This is a genomic window from Methylococcus capsulatus, assembly GCF_036864975.1.
GTDB lineage: Bacteria > Pseudomonadota > Gammaproteobacteria > Methylococcales > Methylococcaceae > Methylococcus.
The window spans coordinates 3,233,006-3,255,423 of the sequence record NZ_CP104311.1 but is presented as its reverse complement, the minus strand read 5'-3'; the positions used below and the strand labels follow the sequence as shown (position 1 = coordinate 3,255,423).

Below are 22,418 nucleotides of genomic sequence, written 5' to 3'. Positions count from 1 at the left end.
CTGTCAACAACCAGGCATTCGAGAGAACACATTGAGCATCAAGGATCAGGAAAGCGATTTGAATACGTCTTCAGCCAACGCCGCCAGCAGGGAGCGGGAATTCCGCCATAAGGATCCGTATGCCGAAAGGGAGGCGAAGAAGTACGAACGTCCGATCCCCAGTAGGGAATTGATTCTCAAGGTGCTGCAGGACATCGGCGCGCCGGCCAACCTGGAGGAGGTCGCCGATGCGCTCGGCGTGGATGACGCGGAAGACCGTGAATCACTGCGGCGCCGCCTCAATGCCATGGAACGTGACGGGCAGCTGTTGCGTAACCGCCGTGACCGTTTCTGCGTGGTCAATGCCAAGGATCTGATCGCCGGCCGGGTGATCGGCCATCCCGACGGATTCGGTTTTCTCCATCCCGACGACGGCAGCGCCGACTTGTTCCTCTCGCCGAAGGACATGCGCGCGCTGTTCCACGACGACCGGGTGGTCGTCAGTGTGCGCGGCATCGACCGCCGGGGGCGGCGGGAAGCCGCGGTGGTCCAGGTTCTGGAGCGCAATACCCACAGCACCGTCGGCCGGCTCTACATCGAGAACGACATCGCTTATGTCGTTCCGGACAACAAACGCATCTCCCTCGATATCCTGGTGCCGGAAAATGCCCTCGCCGGTGCGAGGCACGGCCAGATTGTCGTGGTCGAGATCGTCGAGCAGCCGACCGCGCGGCGCGAACCCATCGGACGGATCGTGGAGATCCTGGGCGACCACATGGCGCCTGGCATGGAGATCGAGGTAGCGATCCGCAATTACAATCTGCCGAACCAGTGGCCGGAAGAGGTCGAGGCCATGATCGCCGGTCTGGCCCCGGAAGTGCCGGAGGAGGCCAAGGCCGGTCGGATCGATCTGCGCGAACTTCCCCTGGTCACCATCGACGGCGAAGACGCGCGCGATTTCGATGACGCCGTGTATTGCCGCCGTACCCCAAAGGGCTGGAAGTTGTATGTCGCGATCGCCGACGTTTCGCATTACGTCAAGCCGGGCACGGCCCTGGACCAGGAGGCCCATAACCGCGGCACTTCGGTGTATTTCCCCGAACGGGTGATCCCAATGCTGCCTGAGGTCCTGTCCAACGGGTTGTGTTCGCTCAACCCCGAGCAGGACCGTCTGTGCATGGTCTGCGAGATGATCATCGACGACGAAGGCAATATCGGCCGCGCTCGGTTTTATGAGGCCGTCATGCGGTCCCACTCCCGTCTGACCTATACCCAGGTTGCACGCATGCTGGTCGATGGCGACAAAGCGCTCCGGCGGCAGTACCAAACGCTGCTGCCGCACCTGGAAAACCTTTATTCAGTCTATCGGGTCCTGCGGCGGGCGCGGGACGAGCGCGGCGCCATCGATTTCGAGACCCAGGAATCCCGGATCGTGTTCGGCGCCGGACGTAAGATCGACACCATCGTACCGGTCGTTCGGAATGATGCCCACCGTCTCATCGAAGAGTGCATGATCGCTGCTAACATGGCAACGGCCCGCTTCCTCGCGAAGAGCAAGGTGCCGCATTTGCTGCGCGTCCACGAGGGTCCGACGGCGGAGCGCCTGGCCGATCTGCGTACCTTCCTCGGGGAAGTCGGCTTGAGCCTGGGTGGCGGAGACAAACCCGAGCCCAGACATTATGCCGAGCTGATCGAAGCCATCCGAGGTCGGCCTGATGAGCACCTGGTGCAGACTGTGCTCCTTAGGTCGCTGGCGCAGGCCGTGTACAGTCCGGACAAGAAAGGGCATTTCGGCCTGGCTTCCGACGCCTATACCCATTTCACTTCGCCGATCCGGCGCTACCCCGACCTGCTGACACACCGCGCCATCAAACATGTCCTGAGTAAAGCCAAGGTCAGCGAATTCGCCTATTCCCACAACGATCTGGTGCTGGCCGGCGAACATTGCTCGACCTGCGAACGCCGCGCCGACGAGGCCAGCCGTGACGTCGTGAGCTGGCTCAAATGTGAATTCATGCTGGACAAGCTGGGCGAAGAGTTCGACGCCGTCATCTCGGCCGTCACCTCGTTCGGCTTTTTCGCGGAACTGCGCGACATCTTCGTGGAGGGACTGGTGCACATCTCCAACCTCGACAAGGATTTCTTCCACTACGATCCCATCGGTCATCGCCTCACCGGAGAGCGCACTGGCGTTCGATACCGGCTGGGGGATACCGTGCGGGTCAAAGTCGCCCGGGTCGATCTCGACGAGCGCAAGATCGACCTCGATCTGGTCAAGAAGACTGCCGAGGTCACCGAGCCACAGTCCAAGCGCAGAAAGCGCACCCGGAAGCGGGGCAAGAAATGACCGAAGCGCGCCGTGTCTGGGGCATTCACGCCGCTGAGGCGGCTCTGGAATACTCGCCCGACAAGATAGTCAAGGCCTGGCTGGACGATCATCGCATGCAAAACCGCCTCCAGGCCGTGGCGGTGCGGTTGGGCGAACTGGGGGTGGAGATTGTCCGGGCGGATCGGAAACAACTCGATCGCCTGGCCGATCCCCGTAAACACCAGGGCATCCTCATAGAACTCGATCTGCCGAGGGAGCAGGGAGAGGCCGAGTTGCTCGATGCACTGGATGCCGCCGATGGCCATCCGCTCTATCTCGTGCTCGATCACGTGCAGGATCCCCACAACCTCGGAGCTTGCCTGCGTACCTGCGATGCCGTGGGGGTGAAAGGGCTGGTGGTCACCAAGGACCAGTCGGTCGGGCTGACACCCACGGTGGCGAAGGTCGCTTCGGGCGCCGCCGAGACGGTGCCGGTCTACCGGGTGACGAACCTCGCCCGCTGTCTGGATCGATTCAAGCAGCGCGGCTACTGGGTGGCCGGGGCGGCGGGTGAGGCGGAGCAGACGCTGTATGAGCTGGATCTCCGCTTTCCGCTGGTCATCGTGATGGGCGCCGAAGGGGCAGGGCTGCGGCGCCTGACACGTGAGCGCTGCGACTTCCTGTTGCGGATACCGATGCTGGGCGGGGTGGAGAGTCTCAATCTTTCGGTGGCGACCGGCATAGTTCTGTATGAAGTGATGCGCCAAAGGAGGCAGGCGGCGCCCTGAACCGTCCCCCGGCGTCCATGGCCAACCGTGCCGTCAGCCCGTAAAATCCTTCTTGCGCCTCGCCGGCAGCCATAGAATCGCTCGAGGACTCCCTTACTGTGTCAGAACATTCGATTTCCGCAGTTTCCGCCGTCCAGGCCCTGAAGTGGTCGGACCGTGGCCTGGAGGTGCTTGACCAGCGCCTGTTGCCGGGAGATATGGTTTACCAGACTTTCGACACAGCGCAAGGTGTCGCGGAAGCGATCGCCAGCATGCGGGTCCGCGGGGCGCCCGCCATCGGCATCGCCGCGGCATATGGGGTGGTCCTCGGCGCGCGAGCCGCTTACGCTCGCGATCCCGCCCACTGGAAACGGGCGATCGAGGATGATTTCGCCGTGTTGGCACGATCCCGGCCCACCGCCGTCAATCTGTTCTGGGCGCTGGATCGCATGCGCGAGGCCATGGCCGCTATCGAAGGCGATCCGGTGCCGGCGCTCCTGGCCATAGCCCGCAGGATTCACGAAGACGATCTCGCCGCCAACCTGGCAATGGGCGAACTCGGCGCAGATATCCTGGCCGGATGTAAAGGGGTACTGACGCATTGCAACACGGGCGCGCTGGCGACCGGTGGATATGGCACTGCGCTGGGCGTGATCCGCAGCACTTGGCGGCGTGGCGCGCTGGAGCGAGTCTATGCCACCGAAACCCGACCCTGGTCCCAGGGGGCGCGGCTGACGGTCTGGGAACTCGGTCAGGACCGGATCCCGGCGACTCTGCTGGCCGATTCCGCCGCCGCCTGGTTGATGAAATCGGGTGCCGTACACTGGGTGGTCGTGGGTGCTGACCGGATCGCGGCCAACGGCGATGTCGCGAACAAGATCGGCACGTATTCGCTGGCGGTGCTGGCCAGACATCACGGAGTGAAGCTGATGGTGGTGGCACCGACCTCGACAGTGGACTGGGCGACGGCAGCTGGCGGGGACATCGTAGTGGAAGAGCGCGATCCGCGCGAGTTGCTGCATCCCGTCTTCCTCGGCAGCGACAGCGTGATCGACGCCTGGAATCCGGTGTTCGACGTGACTCCGGCAGCGCTGATCGACGCCATCGTCACGGAGGCGGGGGTGGTGGCGAATCCTTCGCCCCACACCATGGCGGCTCTGCGTGGAAAAGCCCGATGAATCTGTCTCTGCTTGCGATCGCTCTGGGTGGAGCCGTCGGGGCGTTGACGCGCTTCTGGGTTTCCAATGGCCTGTATGGTTGGCTGGGACGGGATTTTCCGCATGGAACCCTGTTCATCAACGTCAGCGGTTCGTTTCTCATGGGGCTTTTGTCGGTATTGATGGTCCAGCGTTTCGCTCTGGCGGCGGAATACCGGGCCGCCGCGCTGGTCGGCTTCCTCGGTGCCTACACTACGTTTTCGACGTTCTCCCTGGAGACGCTGGCACTGTTCGAGGAGGGAAGCCTGCTGAAGGCGGCGCTCAATGTCCTGCTGAGCATCATTCTGTGTCTTGCGGCGGTTTGGGTCGGGGCGGTGTTGGCACGCCGCCTGGCTGTCGGCGAGATTGCAGCCCTTGCCGGCGGGCCCGGACTGCGGATATTCGGAGCCGCCTGTGGGGTGTCCTTGCTGGCCGGTTTCGCTGCGGCTCACACATTCGCGCGGGCCGGACTGGGTCCGCAGATCGAATCGCTCGCGCTGGTGGCACTGACCGGTCTCATCGTGGTGGGTACGCTGGCCGCCCTGGTTTTAACGGGTACCGAGTTGCGGGGGCCGCTCCAGCTTTGGGGCGCCTTCACGCTGTCGGCGTTCGCCGCCGTGGTGTTTCTCAGCCTGGGGCTGGTGTTGGCAAGGGGGACGGGATGAGCAGAACAGTGATTTTCATCTGAATTTGTCTCCGCGAGTGTGAGGACATCCGGCGCGACCCGGTGAAGCATCCGCCGGCAGCGCATCAGGTCGCCGGGTTCTTCGACGCGCCCGGGCGGCTCGAATCGGCCCTGGCCGACCTCAGCGGAAAATACGATTTGCATCATGCGGTGACCTGGCCGACTCTGGCTTACCGCACCGTGAATCTCAATCAAGGAGAATGAGCGATACATGTTGGACCCACGTTTAGTCCGCGCCCAACTGGAGCAGACCGCGCAGCAGCTCGGCCGTCGCGGCTTCGTCCTGGACATCGAGGCATTCAGCGCTCTGGAAGAGCGCCGCAAGACTCTGCAGACGGAAACCCAGAATCTGCAGAACGAACGCAACAGCCGCTCCAAGTCCATCGGCCAGGCCAAGGCGCGCGGTGAGGACATCGAACCGTTGCTGGCGGCAGTGCAAGGACTGAGCGACCGCTTGAAAGAAAAAGAGGCCGAACTGTCGTCGCTCCAGGAACGTTTGGAAGCGCTGCTGCTCGGCGTGCCCAACATCCTGGAAGCTGACGTGCCCGAGGGGCGCAGCGAGGCGGACAACGTCGAAATCCGGCGTTGGGGCGAGCCACCGCAATTCGGCTTCGTCCCCAAAGATCATGTCGATCTCGCTGTCGGCCTGGGCTGTGCGGATTTCGAAGCGGCCGCCAAACTGGCTGGTTCGCGCTTCGTGGTCCTGACCGGAGTGCTGGCACGGCTGCAGCGTGCCCTGACCCAGTTCATGCTCGATACCCATGCCGGCGAGCACGGCTACCTCGAAACCTACGTGCCGTTCTTGGTCAATGCCGACAGCCTGCGCGGCACCGGTCAGCTTCCGAAGTTCGAGGAGGACTTGTTCAAGGTGGAGCACGAGCCGGCGTTCTATCTCATTCCGACCGCCGAGGTTCCGGTCACCAATCTGGTACGGGACGAGATCGTGGAAGCCGAACGCCTGCCGCTGAAATACGTCTGCCATACGCCGTGTTTCCGCAGCGAAGCCGGTTCCTATGGCCGTGACGTGCGCGGACTGATCCGGCAGCACCAGTTCGAGAAGGTGGAACTGGTCCAGATTGTCCGCCCCGAAGACTCGCGTGAGGCCCACGAGGCATTGACCCGCCACGCCGAAGTCATTCTCGAGCGGCTCGGTCTGCCGTACCGACGTGTCCTGCTGTGTGCGGGAGACACCGGCTTTTCCTCGGCCAAGACCTACGATCTGGAAGTCTGGCTGCCGGGCCAGCAGTCCTACCGGGAAATCTCGTCTTGTAGCAATTTCCGAGACTTTCAGGCGCGCCGGCTCCAAGCGCGCTGGCGCAATCCGGAAACTGGCAAACCGGAGCTGGTCCATACGCTCAACGGCTCCGGACTCGCCGTCGGCCGTACCCTGGTCGCGGTCCTGGAGAACTGCCAGGACGAGGCGGGGCGGATCCGGGTGCCGGATGTCCTGGTGCCGTACATGGGCGGCGTGAGCCTGATCGGGCCCGCCGCATGACCGGCTCGGCGACGGAAACACTACTGGCCGCGGCGCATGGGGTCGTGGGCGAGAAAGGCTTTCGCGTATCCGGTGACCCGGCATCGCTAGATTCGCCCGAGTCTCGGATCGTGGCGCGCACCGCCCATAGGGAAGCGAGGCGCCAGCGTAACATCGAACGTATCCTGGAGCTGGCAATGGCGGAGTTGGGCGAAGCTGAAGCCGATTTGCCGCTGCGGCGGGACTGGCTGGATCTGTTTTTTCGTCTGGCACAGGACGTCGGAGAGGCGGATTCTCAGGCATTCTGGGCTCGCGTACTCGCGAAAGAAACGTCCGCCCCCGGATTCTATGCGCGCCGCTCGCTGGTCGCCCTCAGCTGGATGGACGAGTGGGAGCTGGCCGGTTTCTCGGAATACTGCGCCTTCGTTTTCACCTTCGAATCCGGCTGGCGTTTCCTGTTCGACGAGTCGCTGACGCGGCCGGAGATGTGGAGCTACGTGCGCGGCAACGACCTGACTCAGCATTTCATCGGCATCGGGCTGCTGGCGCCGGAGTCCGGGGTCTTGACCGGCGCTTCACGCGGGCTTCGGGTGAGGTATTTCGACCGGGTCTATGAAATCGCCGGCACGGAGGCGGAAAATCCGGGTTCCGTCGGTTACCGCAGGTTTTCTCCCGTCGGCCAGCAGCTTGCCGCCGCCGTCCAGGTCAAGCCGTTCAACGGCTATGCTCGCAATTTGATCAAGCGGGTCAAGGAGGAGTGTGGCGTCGCGCTCGAGGCCGTCGAGCTTTGAGCTGTTCTGATGATTTTGATTGGAAAAGGTTTTTCGCCGGCGCAGGGGCGGTTCGAGTTGACTGAACCCACCCAAGTCCCGAAAATACAGGCCTTTTTTGCGTTTTGAACAGACGATACGACGCGCATAGCGGCCCAATGACCTTCCAGCCTTCGGACACCCCGGCGCTCGTTTCCATCCGCGGCCTGAGTTTTTCCCGCAATGGTCGCAAGATTTTCGACAAGATCGACCTCGACATTCCCCGTGGCAAGATCACTGCGATCATGGGGCCCAGCGGTACCGGCAAAACCACGCTGCTCAAGCTCGTAGGCGGCCAGCTCCGCCCCGACAGCGGCACTGTCCGGGTGGCTGGGATCAATGTGCACCGCCTGGGCCTGGACGAACTTTACGCCTTGCGCAAGCGTATGGGCATGCTGTTCCAGAGTGGAGCGCTGCTCACCGATCTTTCGGTCTACGAGAACGTCGCTTTCCCCTTGCGCGAGCACACCCGACTGCCGGAGTCCATGATCCGTACCCTGGTGCTGATGAAGCTCGAGGCGGTGGGCTTGCGCGGAGCGCGCGATCTGATGCCGGCTCAACTTTCGGGCGGCATGGCCCGGCGAGTCGCGCTGGCGCGAGCCATCGTGCTTGATCCCATGATGATCATGTACGACGAGCCGTTCACCGGTCAGGATCCCATTTCGATGGGGGTACTGGTGCAACTGATCCACGATCTCAACCATGGTTTGGGTTTGACCAGTATCGTGGTGTCGCACGACGTGCAAGAGACCGCTTCCATCGCGGACTATGTTTATTTGATCTCGGGTGGCAAAGTGGTGGGGCGCGGCACACCGGCGGAGCTGGCGCGGTCGGATTCGCCCTGGATCAGGCAGTTCATGGACGGGTTGCCGGACGGACCGGTCCATTTCCATTATCCTTCCAAGGATTACGCGAGCGACCTGTTGGGTTTCGTGGCGAGCTGATGAATATCGTGTTGAAGCCGTTCCAGCTTCTCGGCCAGTCGGCCCTGGTCAGCATCCGTAAGCTGGGGCGGGCCCATCTGTTCATCCTGCATGTACTGACGGGATTGCCCGGGTTGGTCGCGCGCCTTAACCTCCTCATCGTCCAGATGTATTCGGTCGGCGTGCTGAGCATCCTGCTGATCGTGATTTCAGGACTGTTCGTCGGAATGGTGCTCGGCCTGCAGGGCTATTACGTCCTTTCGGATTTCGGTGCGGAGGAGAGTCTGGGCGTGATGGTGGCCGCATCGCTGGTGCGCGAACTCGGTCCCGTGGTGACTGCGCTCCTGTTTGCGGGCCGGGCCGGTTCCGCCCTGACGGCGGAAATCGGCCTCATGAAGGCGACCGAGCAGCTTTCGGGCATGGAAATGATGGCGGTCGATCCCGTGAAACGGATCATCGCGCCACGCTATTTCGCCGGTGTGTTGTCAATGCCGCTGCTGGCGGCCTTGTTCAGCATCATCGGCGTGCTGGGTGGCTATTTTGTCGGTGTCGGTCTGCTTGGGGTGGACGAGGGCGCGTTCCGGTCGCAGATGCAGGCCAAGATCGATTTCGACGAGGACATCGTCAACGGCGTCATCAAGAGCCTGGTGTTCGGCGCGGTCGTCACCTGGATCGCCGTATTCGAAGGTTACGATGCCACGCCGACCTCGGAGGGCGTCAGCCGGGCGACGACGCGGTCGGTGGTCTATTCGGCATTCGCAGTGCTGGGCTGCGACTTCGTGCTCACGGCCCTGATGTTTGGAAAGGATTGAGGCGTGCATTCGAAAACGATCGAAATCTGGGTGGGAATATTCGTCGCCCTGGGGTTGGCGTCGCTGTTTCTGCTCGCCATGAAAGTAAGCAATCTCAGCGAATTCGAGACTGGCGCCGAAGGCTACCGGATCACCGCGCGGTTCCAGAACGTCGGAAGTCTGAGGCCCCGGGCGGCAGTATCCATGGGCGGGGTGCGGATCGGGCGGGTCACGTCGGTGTCTTTCGACAAGACCTCGTATGAGGCGGTCGTGGAAATGCGCATCGACCGGCAGTACGACACTCTCCCCAGCGATACCAGTGCCAGCATCCTGACCGCTGGTCTACTGGGGGAGCAGTACGTCGGCCTGACACCGGGCGGAAGTGATGACTATCTGGGTGACGGCGGGCAGATCGAACTGACCCAATCGGCGCTGGTCCTGGAGGAAGTCATCAGCCGTTTCCTGTTCAATAAGGCGGAAGGCGGGGACAAATCCCAGGGCGAATCGGGTAAGAAGAAATAGCCATGCGTCCGGTAGCGGGACAAAAACGCGTCTTCGCCTTGCAAGAGGATGCCCCAGGGCGGTACTCGGTGAGGGGCGAACTCACTTTTGCGACCGCGCCGGCGGCACTCAAAGAGACACTCCCCTTGTTTCGCGCCCGAAAAAACGTGGCGATCGATTTGGGCAGAGTGGAGCGCGCCGACAGCGCCGGCATCGCTCTGCTGATCGAATGGGTAAGGCTGGCACGGAAGAACGGAGCGTCCCTGCGCCTGGAAAATATGCCGGCCCAGGTCGAGAACCTGGTTCGCGTGTCTGGAACCGGTGTTTTGCTGGCGCCTTGTTCCGGAACGGTATCTCAAACTACGGACACACAACGACATGGATAAACTACTCATCGGAGGCGGACGGCCGCTTTCCGGCGAACTGCGGATATCGGGCGCCAAGAACGCGGCTCTGCCGGTGCTCGCCGCCACCTTGCTGTCGGACGGCCCCGTGACCGTGGGCAACGTCCCCCATCTTCATGACATCACGACCACCATGGAGCTGCTCGGCCGCATGGGTTTGAATCTCATGGTCGATGAAAAGCTCAATATCGAGGTCGATCCGAGCACGATCCAGAATTTTTTCGCACCCTATGAACTGGTGCGTACCATGCGGGCCTCCATTCTGGTGCTGGGGCCATTGCTGGCGCGGTTTGGGCGGGCGGAGGTATCCCTGCCGGGCGGTTGCGCCATCGGTACCCGACCGGTCAACCTCCATCTGGAAGGACTGGCTGCCATGGGGGCCGACATCAACGTCCGCAACGGTTACATTTACGCCGAAGCGAAAAGGCTGAAAGGCTGCCGATTGGTGCTGGATCAAGTGACCGTGACCGGTACCGAAAACCTGATGATGGCCGCAGCACTCGCCGACGGTGTGACCATCATCGAGAACGCGGCGAGGGAGCCGGAGGTGGTCGATCTCGCCAATTTCATCAACGCGATGGGAGGCAAGGTAAGGGGGGCGGGAACGGGCATCCTGCAGATCGAGGGGGTCGATTCGCTGAGTGGAAAGGGGCTGAACTACCGGATCCTGCCAGACCGGATCGAGACGGGAACTTACCTGGTTGCGACGGCAATGACCGGCGGTCGTGTCAAGCTCAAGGGCACCCGTCCCGACCTGCTGGACGCGGTTTTGGCCAAGCTGGAGGAGGCCGGCGCCGAAATCACTCTGGGAGACGACTGGATCGAGCTGGACATGAAGGGCCGGAGGCCGCAGGCGGTATCGCTCCATACAGCGCCCTATCCGGCGTTTCCTACCGACATGCAGGCCCAGTTCACCGCCATGAACGCCATTGCCGAGGGCGTCGGCGTCATTACCGAAACGGTATTCGAAAACCGCTTCATGCACGTTCAGGAAATGCAGCGCATGGGGGCTGACATCAAACTGGAGTCCAATACCGCCATCGTCAAAGGCGTGTCCCGCCTGACCGGGGCGCCGGTCATGGCCACCGACCTGCGTGCATCCGCCAGCCTGGTGCTGGCAGGGCTGGTGGCCGAAGGGCAGACCAAGGTCGACCGTATCTACCACATTGACCGCGGCTACGAATGCATCGAGGAAAAGCTGGCTCAGCTCGGCGCCGAAATCCGCCGTGTGCCGAATTAGCCGCCATGCTGACCATTGCCGTTTCCAAGGGCCGCATTTACCTAGAAGCTCTGCCACTCCTGGCCGAGGCCGGCATCGTGCCGTCGGTGGACCCCGATAAAAGCCGAAAGCTGATCCTTCCGACCAACCGGGATGACGTGCAACTGGTCGTCATCCGGGCGGCAGACGTGCCCACCTATGTCGAATACGGCGCGGCCGATCTCGGCATTGCCGGCAAGGATGTCCTGGTGGAATATGAAGGCGAAGGACTCTATGAGCCGCTCGATCTGGGAATAGCGCGCTGCCGGCTGATGACCGCAGGGCCGCCGGGCCGGCCGACGGCCAGTCGCCGTCTGCGGGTCGCCACCAAGTACGTCAACACCGCCAAGCGTTTTTTCGCCCGCCGCGGCGTGCAGGCCGAAGTCATCAAGCTATACGGCTCGATGGAGCTGGCGCCGCTGGTGGGGCTGGCGGACTGCATCGTCGATCTGGTCGATACCGGCAACACCTTGCGCGCAAACGGCCTGGCGCCGCAGGAGCTGATCATGGACATCAGCAGTCGCCTAGTGGTGAACAAAGCGGCCATGAAGATGAAGCACGGGCCTATCACGGAACTCGCGGGCCATTTGGCACGGATCGTTTCGGCGCGGGCCGCTCGGGAGAGGTGAGTTTATGACCGAAGTGAAAATCAAACGGCTTTACACCGCGGATGCAGACTTTGCATCGCAACTGGACCGGCTGCTTGCCTGGAGCGAAAGCGAAGACGCCGACATCCACCAGCGCGTGACCGAGATCATCGGCCGCATCCGCCGCGAAGGCGATTCGGCCCTGGTGGAGCTCACGGCGCGTTTCGACCATTTCGTCGTGGATACCGCTGCGGCGCTCGAGCTGCCGCGTGATGTGCTGGAATCGGCCTGGCAGGCGCTGCCCGCCGAGCAAGCCAAAGCCCTGCGGGAAGCGGCGGAGCGCATCCGGGCCTATGCCGAGAGGCAAAAGCTCGATTCCTGGGACTACCGTGAAGCCGACGGCACTTTGCTGGGACAGAAGATCACGCCGCTCGACCGGGTCGGCCTGTATGTGCCCGGTGGCAAGGCCGCGTATCCTTCGTCGGTACTGATGAATGCGGTTCCTGCCAAGGTCGCGGGCGTGCCAGAGCTCATCATGGCGGTGCCGGCTCCGCGGGGAGAATTGAACGCTCTGGTCCTGGCGGCCGCCTACATTTCCGGAGTGGACCGGGTCTTCCGCATCGGTGGCGCACAGGCCGTCGCCGCTCTGGCTTATGGGACGGAAATGGTGCCGCGGGTCGATAAGATCGTCGGTCCCGGCAACATCTATGTGGCGACTGCCAAAAAGCTGGTGTTCGGGCAGGTGGGAATCGACATGGTCGCAGGCCCGTCGGAGATCCTGGTGATCTCGGACGGGCGGACCGAGCCGGACTGGATCGCCATGGATCTGTTTTCCCAGGCGGAGCATGACGAGGACGCCCAGGCGATCCTGATCAGCCCGGATGCAGCCCATCTGGAGGCGGTACAGGCGAGCATCGAGCGCCTGTTGCCCGGCATGGAGCGCGCTGAGGTCATCCGCACCTCGCTGGAACGGCGCGGTGGAATGATCCTGGTCGATGATCTGGCGCAGGCGGCGGCGGTCGCCAATCGCATTGCGCCGGAACATCTGGAACTCTCGGTGGAGAGCCCGGAAATCCTGGTGCGGTCGATCCGCAATGCCGGGGCCATCTTCATGGGGCGCTATACCGCGGAAGCGCTCGGCGATTACTGTGCCGGTCCCAACCACGTCCTGCCGACTTCGGGCACGGCGCGTTTTTCGTCGCCGCTGGGCGTCTATGATTTCCAGAAGCGTTCCAGCCTGATCTACTGTTCGCCAGATGGCGCAGACCAACTGGGCCGTACAGCTTCGCTGCTGGCCTGGGGCGAAGGGCTGGGGGCGCATGCCCGTTCAGCCGAATACCGGATCAGGCACCGTTAAGCGCACCATGCCGTTTCACTCGGGTTCACCAGGGTATCGGTAAGTAACCCGCCGCGGAAACCGTCCCCGGGCGGGCCGGAGGCCACAGCCCCTGGGTGTTATAATAATGCAATTTGGCTTGACCAAACCGCACACTATGCAACACAATCGGCGGCCAAACAATAAGGAGGGTTTCGAAATGGATTGTTTCCAAAGGGAGGTAAGAGCGCTCCCAACCACCGCTGGAGAATTTTCACCATGACAGAAGGCGTCGATTCGGAGAAGCGCCGGTTCCTGACTCAAGCCGCAACCATGATCGGTGCCGTCAGCGCCGGCATGGTCGCCGTCCCGTTCGTCGGCTCCATGCAGCCCAGTGCCAAGGCTCAGGCCGCCGGCGCCCCGGTCGATGTCGATATCAGCAAACTCGAACCGGGCCAGCTCATCCGTGTGCTCTGGCGCGGCAAACCCGTATGGATTCTGCGCCGGACCCAGCAGGAGCTCGATCGTCTGGCCACGCTCGGCGAAGACGTGCTGCGCGATCCCCTGTCGAAGGAATCCGATCAGCCCAGAGCGGCGACCAATATCGTTCGCGCGGTGAAACCCGAAGTTTTCGTGGCGATCGGCGTTTGTACCCATTTGGGCTGTGCCCCGACCTTCCGTCCGGAAGTGGCGCCGGCCGATCTCGGCCCCGACTGGCCCGGCGGCTTTTTTTGCCCTTGCCACGGCTCCCGCTTCGATCTGGCCGGCCGCGTGTTCAAGGGGGTGCCGGCGCCAAAGAATCTGGACATCCCACCCTACAAATACCTCAGCGACTCCCGGATCCTGATCGGGGTTGCCGGCGAGGAGGAGGACTGATGCCCAACGAGAGAATGAAAGCCGTCATGGACTGGGTGGACCAGCGTCTTCCGGTGAGCGCCTTCGTCCGTGATCACCTGACCCAGTACTACGCGCCGAAGAATTTCAACCTGCTTTATTTCTTCGGCTCGCTCGCACTGTTCGTGCTGGTCAACCAGATCGTCACCGGCATCTTTCTGGCGATGCACTATAAGCCCGATGCCGGTCTCGCTTTCGATTCGATCGAATACATTATGCGCGACGTCAAATGGGGCTGGCTGCTGCGCTACATGCATTCGACGGGTGCGTCGGCGTTTTTCATCGTGATCTATCTGCACATGTTCCGGGCGCTCTTCTACGGTTCGTTCAAGAAGCCCCGGGAACTGCTCTGGCTGTTCGGTATGGTGATCTTTTTGCTCCTGATGGCCGAGGCCTTCATGGGTTACCTGCTTCCGTGGGGACAGATGTCCTACTGGGGGGCGCAGGTGATCATTTCGCTGTTCGGCGCCATACCGGTGATCGGCGAGGATCTCGCCACCTGGGTGCGGGGGGATTACGTGGTGGCCGATGCCACGCTCACCCGCTTTTTTGCCTTGCACGTGGTGGCGATTCCGCTGGCCATCGTGCTGCTGGTGGTGCTGCATCTGGCTGCGCTGCACACTTCCGGCTCGGGTAACCCGGACGGGATCGAGATCAAGGAGAAAAAAGATGCTTATGGTGTTCCGCTGGACGGTATTCCTCTCCATCCGTACTACACGGTGAAAGATCTGTACGCCATCGCGGTGTTCGTGATTCTGTTCGCCCTGGTCGTGTTCTACGCACCGGAGATGGGGGGCTATTTCCTGGAGCACCCCAACTTTGAGCCGGCCGATCCCATGAAGACCCCGGAACACATCGCGCCGGTTTGGTACTTCACGCCGTTCTATTCGATCCTTAGGTCGGTACCGGACAAGCTCGGCGGCGTCATCGCCATGGGGGCGTCGATCCTGTTGCTGTTCGGACTGCCATGGCTGGACCGCTGCCAGGTACGCTCGATACGGTACCGGGGCGCCTATTACAAGACTGCCCTGACCCTTTTCGTCCTGAGCTTCATCGGGCTCGGCATCCTGGGCACCAAGCCGGTGACGCCCGCCACCACGTTCCTTGCCCGGTTTTTTGCGCTCAATTACTTCGCCTTTTTCCTGCTGATGCCCTGGTACAGCCGGAAGGACAAAACCAGTCCTCTGCCGGAGCGTCTGACCGAAGCCGTGATTCCGCTGGCAAAGCGAGAAGGCATTGTCTGGGAATGGGTGCGGCGGGGCATCGCCGCGGCGGAGAATTCCGAATGGTACAGAAGGGCTGACGCAGGGTTCGCCGCTTGTTTGGACAAAGCCCGGGAATTTTGCGGAATAAAAAAATGAGACGAATCGCCGGACTTTTTCTGACTTTGGTAGCCGGCACTGCACTGGCCGTGGAGAGCGTCATGCCGCTGGAGGATGTCGACATCGACGTCTTCGATAAGGAGTCGCTCAGGCGTGGGGCCGTGACGTATGTAAACTACTGCCAGGGTTGCCATTCCCTCAAGCATCTGCGCTATTCACGCATGGCGCACGATCTGAAGCTGGAGGACGGCGTGCTGGAGCGTGATTTCCTGCGGGGTCAAGCGAAACCGCAGGACAGCATGCTCAGTGCCATGCGCGCCGCCGATGCGGAACGCTGGTTTGGGGTCGCTCCGCCCGATCTTTCGCTGATCGCGCGTTCGCGCCATCCCGACTGGATCTACAGCTATCTCCGTGGCTTTTACCTGGATCCGTCACGGCCGAATGGCGTGGACAATGCTTTCTTCCGGCAGGTAGCCATGCCGAACGTATTCGCCTCGCTCCAGGGTGCCCAGCGTCCGGTGATCAAGAAAGGCGGCGGTGTGGAAGCCATCGTCGGCCTGAAACATGTCAGTCAGGGGACGTTGCCGGCCGAGGAGTTCGACGGGATAGTGACCGATCTGGTCAATTTCCTGGTTTATGCCGCTGAACCCGCCCAATTGGACCGGCTGCGCATCGGCAAATACGTGATCGCAGTGCTGATCGTTCTGGCGTTCGTTCTCTACCGGCTCAAGCAGGAATACTGGAAGGACATCGCCTGAAGCGATCATGATACAATCCGGACCAGTCGGGGGCGCTCCAAGCGGCCCGATCCGTCCGGCTCAACGCACGGATTCGCTGCAACCGGGCGAGCGGTCCGGGAACCCCAGGATGGGGATTCCCCAAAGGGCTCGGGTGTTCTGCCGCTCCCACAGGGACGCGGCCCGCCGGTTCGCGGTTGGCCATGATCAGGAAGGGGATTCCGGGCGTGATCACGACATGAAAGAGGTGTGATACGTGGCAACTGCGGCCAGCCGAAAATCCGTGATGACTCTGTTTTGTTCCCCGACCTGCGTGTACAGTCATCGTACACGGATCGTGCTGCATGAAAAGGGAATTTCCGCGGACATCGAATATGTCGACATGGGCGACCCTCCCGAGGATCTGGTCGAACTGAATCCTTATGGCACCATGCCGACGCTCGTCGACCGGGATCTGGTGCTTTACGACTCCCGCATCATCATGGAGTATCTCGACGAGCGTTTCCCCCACCCTCCGCTGCATCCGATGGATCCGGTGTCGCGGGCCCGGGCGCGTTTGCTGGTCCATCGGGTCGAACAGGACTGGTACGGTCTTCTCGAGGATATCGAAAACACCTCCGATGCCGGTGCCCAGAAAGCCCGGAAGCAATTGCGGGAAAGCCTGCTCGCTGCCGCGCCCGTGTTCGCCGCCAAGCCCTATTTTTTGAGTGACGAATTCTGCCTGGTCGATTGTTCGCTGGCACCCTTGCTATGGCGGTTGCCCATGCTGGGCATCGAGTTGCCGCGCCAGGCCGAGCCGATCAAAGCCTACGCGGCCCGGTTATTCGAACGTCACTCGTTTCAGGCGAGCCTGAGCGACGAGGAGCGGGAGTTCGGCGCGGCGGCCCGCCTTACCCCGGAAAACGCATGATTCCGCTCAAGCCTTATCTCATACGGGCGGTGTACGACTGGCTGGTCGATAACGATTTCACTCCCTATCTGCTCGTCGACGCCGAAGTGCCTTCGGTGGACGTGCCGCGGCAGTACGTCCAGGAAGGACGCATCGTGCTCAATCTCCGCCCGCAGGCGGTCCAGCAACTGGACATGAACAACAGCGAAGTGACGTTCAGCGCCCGTTTCGGCGGCACGCCCACCCGCGTGTACATCCCGATATCGGCCGTCATGGCGCTGTATGCGCGGGAAAACGGTCAGGGCATGGTGTTCGACCAGGAAGAGGGGCCCGGCGGCGAACCGCCCACCTCGCCCGAACCGCAGGAGCCGGCGCGGAAAAAGCGGCCGGCGCTGCGGGTGGTGAAATAGGGCTTTTTTCCTAATAGGTCAGGTTCAGACCGCCGTAAGCTGCAGCCCCCGTGGCTCCGTAGCCATAGACTTCCTCATACCACTTGTTGAGCGCATTATCCACACGGGTCCACAGCGATAGGCGGTCGCTGACCTCATAGGATGCCGCGAGGTTGAGGATGACATAACCGGCCGCGATCCGGTTTCCCGTGCTGAGCCGGGGGCCGGCCATCACGATGTTGGCGTGGACGTTGGCATCGCTGCCGAAGCGGTAGTTGAGATCGAATGCTCCTTTGTTACGGGCTCTTTGATAGAGCGGGGTTCCGGTATCCTGGTCGCGGCTTTCCATGTAGGTATAGGTGCCCCGTATATCCAGGCCGGCCAGCGGATTCAGTTCGACGTAGGTCTCCACGCCCTTGGCGGTAGCATTGTTGATGTTTTCCATGCGGAACGCGACGGGATCGAACTGGATCAGGTCGTTGAAACGGTTGTTGAAATACACGATGCCGGCATTGCCTCTCACGGCCCCCCAGAACGGCTGTTCGATGCCGACGTCCCAGTTCGTACTGGTTTCCGGACGGAGGTTCGGGTTTCCCGTGTCGTACAAGGGATCGTAGAGCTGGGCGAGCGCGGGCACCTTGAAGCCGGTGCCGTAGTTGGCCTTCAACCGCGTTTCGAGGTGCGGCGCGGTCCAGACCTGGCTGACCCGCCAGGTCGTTTTGCCGCCGACGAAATTGTTGTGGTCATGCCGTACGTTGACCGTGGTGGACCACCCGTCGAAGGGGTTGATCTGGTCTTCGAGAAAATACCCCAGGGTGTTGTAGCTCTTGACGAACGGCGAGGGTTCCACGATCGTCATGGTGTCCTCCTCGTCGTCGATGCCGAAGGATACCGTGTTGGTTTCATGCGGACGCAGCGTATTGAGCCAATTGCCTTTGATCTTTTCGCCCAGGTAGGCGGCGCGGAATGGGAAAGGGTCGTCCGGGTTGGCGGCGTTGTCGTACTGGCGGTCCACACGGGTGTAGGCTATGCCGGCGGTCTGTTCCCACAGATTGTCGAACAGCTTGAGAGTGCCGAAACCGCGGGTATAGAGCTCGTTCGTGGTGCCTGTGAAGTTGGGGTCGTCGACCGGGCGTCTACGCAGAAAATCGTAGTTGTCCAGCTTGGTGAAGCCTTCGTCGTAACGCAGGCTCCAGCCCAGTTCCAGGTCGTCGGCGGGTTTGCCGTCAAGGCGGGTGCTGATGGTGGTGTTGCGGTAACCATCACGCTCGGTGGCGCCAAAGTGCTGGTCGGCGGCGGAAAAGCCGCGAATCTCGCGATGGCTGGCGGTGAGGCTGTAGTTGAGGCTAGGATCGCCGCCGGCGACGTCGCCCATGACCCGCCACGTGTCGTAGGTGCCGCCGTCCACGCTGGCTTTCAGCTTCGGTTTGCCAGTGCCTTTCTTGGTGATGATGTTAATCACCCCGCCGATGGCTTCCGAGCCGTAAACCGAACTGGCAGCCCCCCGCAGGATTTCGATGCGCTCGATGTTGTCGACGGTCAGATTGGCGAAGTCGAAGCCGGCATTGGCGGAGGACGGGTCGTTCATCTCGGTCCAGTCGATCAGGACGATGGTCTGGCCCGAATTGGCGCCGCGCAGGAACACGGAGGTCTCCCGCCCCGGACCGCCGCTCTGGGCCACGTCGAGGCCGGGAACGATGCGCAGGATCTGGTCGACCGAATAGATGCCCCGCTCTTTGATGTCCTCGGCGGTCAGGACGGTGACGGAGCTGCCGATTTGCCGGCTCGGCGTTTCGGTGCGGGTGGCCGTGATCACCACAGTGTCGAGTTCCGCGGGGTCGCTGTCGATGGCCAGAATGTCGAAGGAAAGCGTGGCGCCGAGCGCCGAGAGGAAAAGCCGGAATTTCACGTGGGACCTCTGCATGGGATGGCCATGCACACCCGCATGGCGTTAACGGTTTCGCGGAGGTCGAAAGGCCTGCCCGGGTCGGCAGGGTGGGTAGTTTGCCGGCAAAAGCGGGGCGCGACCCTCGCCCTCCGCGGGGTCTTCATGTCAATCGCAGGCCGGTCTCCGGGCTGATGAGCGGCGTGACGCCGGGCGGTGTTCTGCCTTCCCGCGCATGCGCGCAGTGGCATAAAGAATCCGCCTCGGAACGTTTGATACGTTCCGGCTCAATCACCGTTGCGGGGGCAGCGCCGGATTGGGATAAGGTATCCGCACCGGCTTCCCGTTTCACCGACCGGCTAGTCCGCCGGTCGACACCTGTGAAGGGCGCGGATTGTAGCGGATGGAAGCCGGAACGCCAATGTTCAATAATTGAATTTTTTTTAGATTTCGACGGAGACACGGCTATGGGTTGGGACCGAGAAAGCTTCAGGAAGCCGACGGAGGAAGAGATCAAAGAACGGCTGAGCGAGGAACAGTACGCGATCTGCCGGGGAAACGGCACCGAACGACCATTTGCCAATCCGTACTGGGACAACCATCGGGAAGGCATCTACGTGGACATCGTGTCGGGTGAGCCGTTGTTCAGCTCGATCGATAAATTCGATTCGGGAACGGGCTGGCCGAGTTTCACCCGGCCGCTGGAGCCCGATCACATCGTCACGTTGAGCGACCATTCCCACCTGATGGTCCGGACCGAAGTGCGCAGCAGATATGGAGACTCCCATCTGGGACACGTCTTCGATGATGGGCCGGCGCCGACAGGCAAGCGCTATTGCATCAATTCCGGCGCTTTGCGCTTCATCCCCAAAGAGGAACTGGCGGAGGCCGGATATGAGGAGTATCTGAAACTGTTCGATTGATGGAGACCGTGGAAGGCAATAGAACGGAGAAGGAGGAAGGACGTTTGGTCATCAGTAAAGTCAAAGGTCTCAGCAAGTCCACACGGATCATGCTGGCCGAGCACGGGATTTTTTCGGTCGAGGAGCTTGCCGATGCCGACGTCGGCCGGCTCACCAAGATTCCAGGCCTGAGCCGGCAGAAAGCCCAGCGTATGGTCAGGGCCGCCAAATTCATGGTGGGTGACATGGGAAAAGGGCGCGAAGAATCGGCCGCCGCCACGGGTCTGGCCGGGGTGGGGGAGCTTTCCGCGGAGGACGTCGGCCTGGACGATTCACGAGGCTTCCTGAACCGGGAACTCAGCCTGCTGGAGTTCAACCGCCGGGTACTGGAGCAGGCCAAGGATGGACGGACGCCACTGCTGGAACGGCTCAATTTCCTGAGCATCGCCTGTTCCAATATGGATGAGTTCTTCGAAATCAGGGTCGCCGGCCTGCTGCAAAAATCAGAACTCGGGGCGGCGCACACTGAGCCGGACAACATGACGCCGCAGGAAGTTCTTGCCGCTATCAGCGAACGCGCCCACGAACTGGTCGCTGAGCAGTACCGCGTGCTCAATCAGGAGTTACTGCCCGCGCTGGAAGCCGAAGGCATCCGCTTCATCCGCCGTTCCGACTGGACCGATGCCCAGCACAAATGGCTGCGGCGGTACTTCGAGGAGGAGTTGGCGCCGATTCTCAGTCCGATCGGGCTGGATCCGACCCATCCGTTCCCACGTCCCCTCAACAAAGCCCTGAATTTCATCATCTCCCTCGCCGGGAAGGATGCCTTCGGTCGCAACATCCATCTCGCCATCCTGCAGGCGCCGCGGGCGCTACCGCGCATCATCCAATTGCCGAAGAGCGTGACCGGCGGTAGGCTGCACGACTTCGTGTTCCTCTCGTCCATCATTCATGCCTTTGTCGACGACCTTTTTCACGGCATGAAGGTGAAAGGGTGCTATCAGTTCCGGGTGACCCGCAACAGCGATCTGTTTCTGGACGAGGAAGAAATCGATGATCTGCTGCAGGCGGTCGAAGGCGAACTGGCGAGCCGTAACTACGGCGACGAGGTACGGCTGGAGGTGGCCGACAACTGCCCGGACGCAGTTGTCGAGTTCCTGCTGAGCCAGTTCGGCCTCGGCGAGGACCGCCTTTATCGGGTGGACGGGCCGGTCAATCTGAGCCGGGCCCGCGAGATCTATGATCTGGTCGACCGGCCGGACCTCAAATATCCGCCCTTCACGCCGGGGTGGCCAGCGCAGCTCACGGGGCACCAGGATTTCTTCGAGGTCTTGCGCCGGCAGGATATCCTGCTGCACCATCCTTACGAGTCATTCATCCCTGTCATTGATCTGCTGCGTCAGGCCGCCGACGATCCGCAGGTGGTCGCTATCAAGCAGACGCTCTACCGCACCGGACCGGATTCGCCCATCGTCGATGCGCTGGCGCGGGCCGCTCGGGCCGGCAAGGAAGTGACCGCCGTGGTGGAACTCCTGGCACGGTTCGACGAACGCGCCAACATTTCGCTTGCCACCCGCCTGCAGGAGGCCGGCGTACAGGTGGTCTACGGCATCGTCGGCTACAAGACCCATGCCAAGATCCTGCTGATCCTGCGCAGGGAAGGGCGGACGCTGCGGTACTACACCCACCTGGGTACCGGCAATTACCATCCCCGCACCGCCCGGATGTACACCGATTATGGCCTGATGACTTCCGACAAGGCGCTGGGTGAGGACGTGCAGCGGGTATTCGTTCAGCTCACCAGCCTGGGCAAGATGGGCAAGCTGCACAAGCTGTTGCAGTCGCCGTTCACCCTCCACAAGACCCTGATCCGCAAGATCGAGCGGGAAATCGAGCATGCGAAGGAGGGAAGACCGGCGAGGATCGTCATCAAGATCAATTCTCTGGTCGAGCCCAAGCTGATTCGTGCGCTTTACCGCGCCTCGTGCGCGGGGGTGCAGGTCAAACTGATCGTGCGCGGCGTCTGCTGCTTACGGCCTGGCATTCCTGGTGTTTCGGAGAACATCGAGGTGCGCTCCATCGTCGGACGGTTCCTCGAACATAGCCGTGTGTACTGCTTCGAGAACGGCGGGGAGCCCGAGATCTATGCGGCCAGCGCGGATTTCATGGCGCGCAACATGTTCCGCCGGGTGGAAACCTGCTTTCCCATCGAAAACAAGAAGTTGGCCGAGCGGGTACGCAATGATCTGGAGCTTTATTTGAAAGACGATTGCCACTCCTGGCAACTGTGTGCGGACGGAAGCTATCAGCGGCTGCCCGACGTCCACCATTGCGATGCCCAGGCGGAACTGCTGGAGGCGCTCAAGAAAGCCGTGTGACGGGCCGGCGGGGCTGGCATCCTTC

At 61.9% G+C, this 22,418-nt stretch carries 22 protein-coding genes and 1 riboswitch; of the genes, 21 read left to right on the top strand and 1 reads right to left on the bottom strand.

Annotated elements, in window-relative coordinates:
- Positions 1-58: 58 nt before the first annotated feature.
- The 19 genes from rnr (at position 59) to N4J17_RS15615 (ending at position 17,249) form a co-directional block, all read left to right on the top strand.
- A complete protein-coding gene (gene rnr, locus N4J17_RS15705) occupies positions 59-2,326 on the top strand; it encodes a ribonuclease R (protein ID WP_198323630.1) in 2,268 nt (755 codons plus the stop codon).
- Positions 2,323-3,075 carry a 23S rRNA (guanosine(2251)-2'-O)-methyltransferase RlmB gene (gene rlmB, locus N4J17_RS15700; RefSeq protein ID WP_198323631.1) on the top strand — a complete coding sequence of 251 codons (753 nt, stop codon included), beginning with the start codon at positions 2,323-2,325 and terminating at the stop codon, positions 3,073-3,075. The genes rnr and rlmB overlap by 4 nt, the downstream gene beginning before the upstream one ends.
- 98 nt (positions 3,076-3,173) lie before the next feature.
- Positions 3,174-4,232 carry an S-methyl-5-thioribose-1-phosphate isomerase gene (gene mtnA / locus N4J17_RS15695; RefSeq protein ID WP_198323632.1) on the top strand — a complete coding sequence of 353 codons (1,059 nt, stop codon included), beginning with the start codon at positions 3,174-3,176 and terminating at the stop codon, positions 4,230-4,232.
- On the top strand, positions 4,229-4,915 hold the full coding sequence (gene crcB / locus N4J17_RS15690) for a fluoride efflux transporter CrcB (RefSeq protein WP_198323633.1): 687 nt from the start codon (positions 4,229-4,231) through the stop codon (positions 4,913-4,915). Before mtnA ends, crcB begins: the two co-directional genes overlap by 4 nt.
- A gap of 62 nt (positions 4,916-4,977) precedes the next feature.
- A complete protein-coding gene (locus N4J17_RS15685; RefSeq protein WP_198323634.1) occupies positions 4,978-5,139 on the top strand; it encodes a hypothetical protein in 162 nt (53 codons plus the stop codon).
- Positions 5,140-5,146: 7 nt separating this feature from the next.
- Positions 5,147-6,430 carry a serine--tRNA ligase gene (gene serS / locus N4J17_RS15680; RefSeq protein ID WP_198323635.1) on the top strand — a complete coding sequence of 428 codons (1,284 nt, stop codon included), beginning with the start codon at positions 5,147-5,149 and terminating at the stop codon, positions 6,428-6,430.
- Positions 6,427-7,200: a DUF2806 domain-containing protein gene (locus tag N4J17_RS15675; protein WP_198323636.1), complete on the top strand. Its 774-nt coding sequence runs from the start codon at positions 6,427-6,429 to the stop codon at positions 7,198-7,200. Before serS ends, N4J17_RS15675 begins: the two co-directional genes overlap by 4 nt.
- Positions 7,201-7,337: 137 nt before the next feature.
- A complete protein-coding gene (locus tag N4J17_RS15670; RefSeq protein WP_198323637.1) occupies positions 7,338-8,162 on the top strand; it encodes an ABC transporter ATP-binding protein in 825 nt (274 codons plus the stop codon).
- Positions 8,162-8,953: a lipid asymmetry maintenance ABC transporter permease subunit MlaE gene (gene mlaE, locus N4J17_RS15665; protein ID WP_198323638.1), complete on the top strand. Its 792-nt coding sequence runs from the start codon at positions 8,162-8,164 to the stop codon at positions 8,951-8,953. The genes N4J17_RS15670 and mlaE overlap by 1 nt, the downstream gene beginning before the upstream one ends.
- 3 nt (positions 8,954-8,956) lie before the next feature.
- Positions 8,957-9,454, top strand: a complete 498-nt coding sequence (mlaD, locus tag N4J17_RS15660; RefSeq protein WP_198323639.1) for an outer membrane lipid asymmetry maintenance protein MlaD — start codon at positions 8,957-8,959, stop codon at positions 9,452-9,454.
- Positions 9,455-9,456: 2 nt separating this feature from the next.
- On the top strand, positions 9,457-9,819 hold the full coding sequence (locus tag N4J17_RS15655) for an STAS domain-containing protein (protein ID WP_198323640.1): 363 nt from the start codon (positions 9,457-9,459) through the stop codon (positions 9,817-9,819).
- Positions 9,812-11,077 carry a UDP-N-acetylglucosamine 1-carboxyvinyltransferase gene (gene murA, locus N4J17_RS15650; RefSeq protein WP_198323641.1) on the top strand — a complete coding sequence of 422 codons (1,266 nt, stop codon included), beginning with the start codon at positions 9,812-9,814 and terminating at the stop codon, positions 11,075-11,077. Before N4J17_RS15655 ends, murA begins: the two co-directional genes overlap by 8 nt.
- Positions 11,078-11,082: 5 nt before the next feature.
- Positions 11,083-11,724 (top strand): ATP phosphoribosyltransferase, encoded by a 642-nt coding sequence (gene hisG / locus N4J17_RS15645; protein WP_198323642.1) that lies wholly within the window; start codon positions 11,083-11,085, stop codon positions 11,722-11,724.
- A gap of 4 nt (positions 11,725-11,728) precedes the next feature.
- Positions 11,729-13,039, top strand: a complete 1,311-nt coding sequence (gene hisD, locus N4J17_RS15640) for a histidinol dehydrogenase (RefSeq protein ID WP_198323643.1) — start codon at positions 11,729-11,731, stop codon at positions 13,037-13,039.
- Positions 13,040-13,276: 237 nt separating this feature from the next.
- Positions 13,277-13,873 (top strand): ubiquinol-cytochrome c reductase iron-sulfur subunit, encoded by a 597-nt coding sequence (gene petA, locus N4J17_RS15635; RefSeq protein ID WP_198323644.1) that lies wholly within the window; start codon positions 13,277-13,279, stop codon positions 13,871-13,873.
- A complete protein-coding gene (locus N4J17_RS15630; RefSeq protein WP_198323645.1) occupies positions 13,873-15,252 on the top strand; it encodes a cytochrome b in 1,380 nt (459 codons plus the stop codon). Before petA ends, N4J17_RS15630 begins: the two co-directional genes overlap by 1 nt.
- On the top strand, positions 15,249-15,971 hold the full coding sequence (locus tag N4J17_RS15625; protein ID WP_198323646.1) for a cytochrome c1: 723 nt from the start codon (positions 15,249-15,251) through the stop codon (positions 15,969-15,971). The genes N4J17_RS15630 and N4J17_RS15625 overlap by 4 nt, the downstream gene beginning before the upstream one ends.
- A gap of 235 nt (positions 15,972-16,206) precedes the next feature.
- Complete coding sequence (gene sspA, locus N4J17_RS15620; RefSeq protein WP_198323647.1) at positions 16,207-16,860, top strand: stringent starvation protein SspA; 654 nt, start codon at positions 16,207-16,209, stop codon at positions 16,858-16,860.
- Positions 16,857-17,249 (top strand): ClpXP protease specificity-enhancing factor, encoded by a 393-nt coding sequence (locus N4J17_RS15615; RefSeq protein WP_198323648.1) that lies wholly within the window; start codon positions 16,857-16,859, stop codon positions 17,247-17,249. The genes sspA and N4J17_RS15615 overlap by 4 nt, the downstream gene beginning before the upstream one ends.
- A 10-nt stretch (positions 17,250-17,259) precedes the next feature.
- Here the strand turns inward: N4J17_RS15615 and N4J17_RS15610 are convergent, their stop codons facing one another.
- Positions 17,260-19,137 (bottom strand): TonB-dependent receptor plug domain-containing protein, encoded by a 1,878-nt coding sequence (locus N4J17_RS15610; RefSeq protein WP_277458482.1) that lies wholly within the window; start codon positions 19,135-19,137, stop codon positions 17,260-17,262.
- Positions 19,138-19,273: 136 nt separating this feature from the next.
- Positions 19,274-19,510, bottom strand: a riboswitch (cobalamin riboswitch).
- Between the two features lie 70 nt (positions 19,511-19,580).
- On the opposite strand from N4J17_RS15610, the gene msrB reads away from it, so the two are divergent.
- Both msrB and ppk1 read left to right on the top strand, forming a co-directional pair.
- On the top strand, positions 19,581-20,036 hold the full coding sequence (gene msrB / locus N4J17_RS15605) for a peptide-methionine (R)-S-oxide reductase MsrB (RefSeq protein WP_198323650.1): 456 nt from the start codon (positions 19,581-19,583) through the stop codon (positions 20,034-20,036).
- A 44-nt stretch (positions 20,037-20,080) separates the two neighbouring features.
- On the top strand, positions 20,081-22,393 hold the full coding sequence (gene ppk1 / locus N4J17_RS15600; RefSeq protein WP_198323651.1) for a polyphosphate kinase 1: 2,313 nt from the start codon (positions 20,081-20,083) through the stop codon (positions 22,391-22,393).
- Positions 22,394-22,418: the final 25 nt, after the last annotated feature.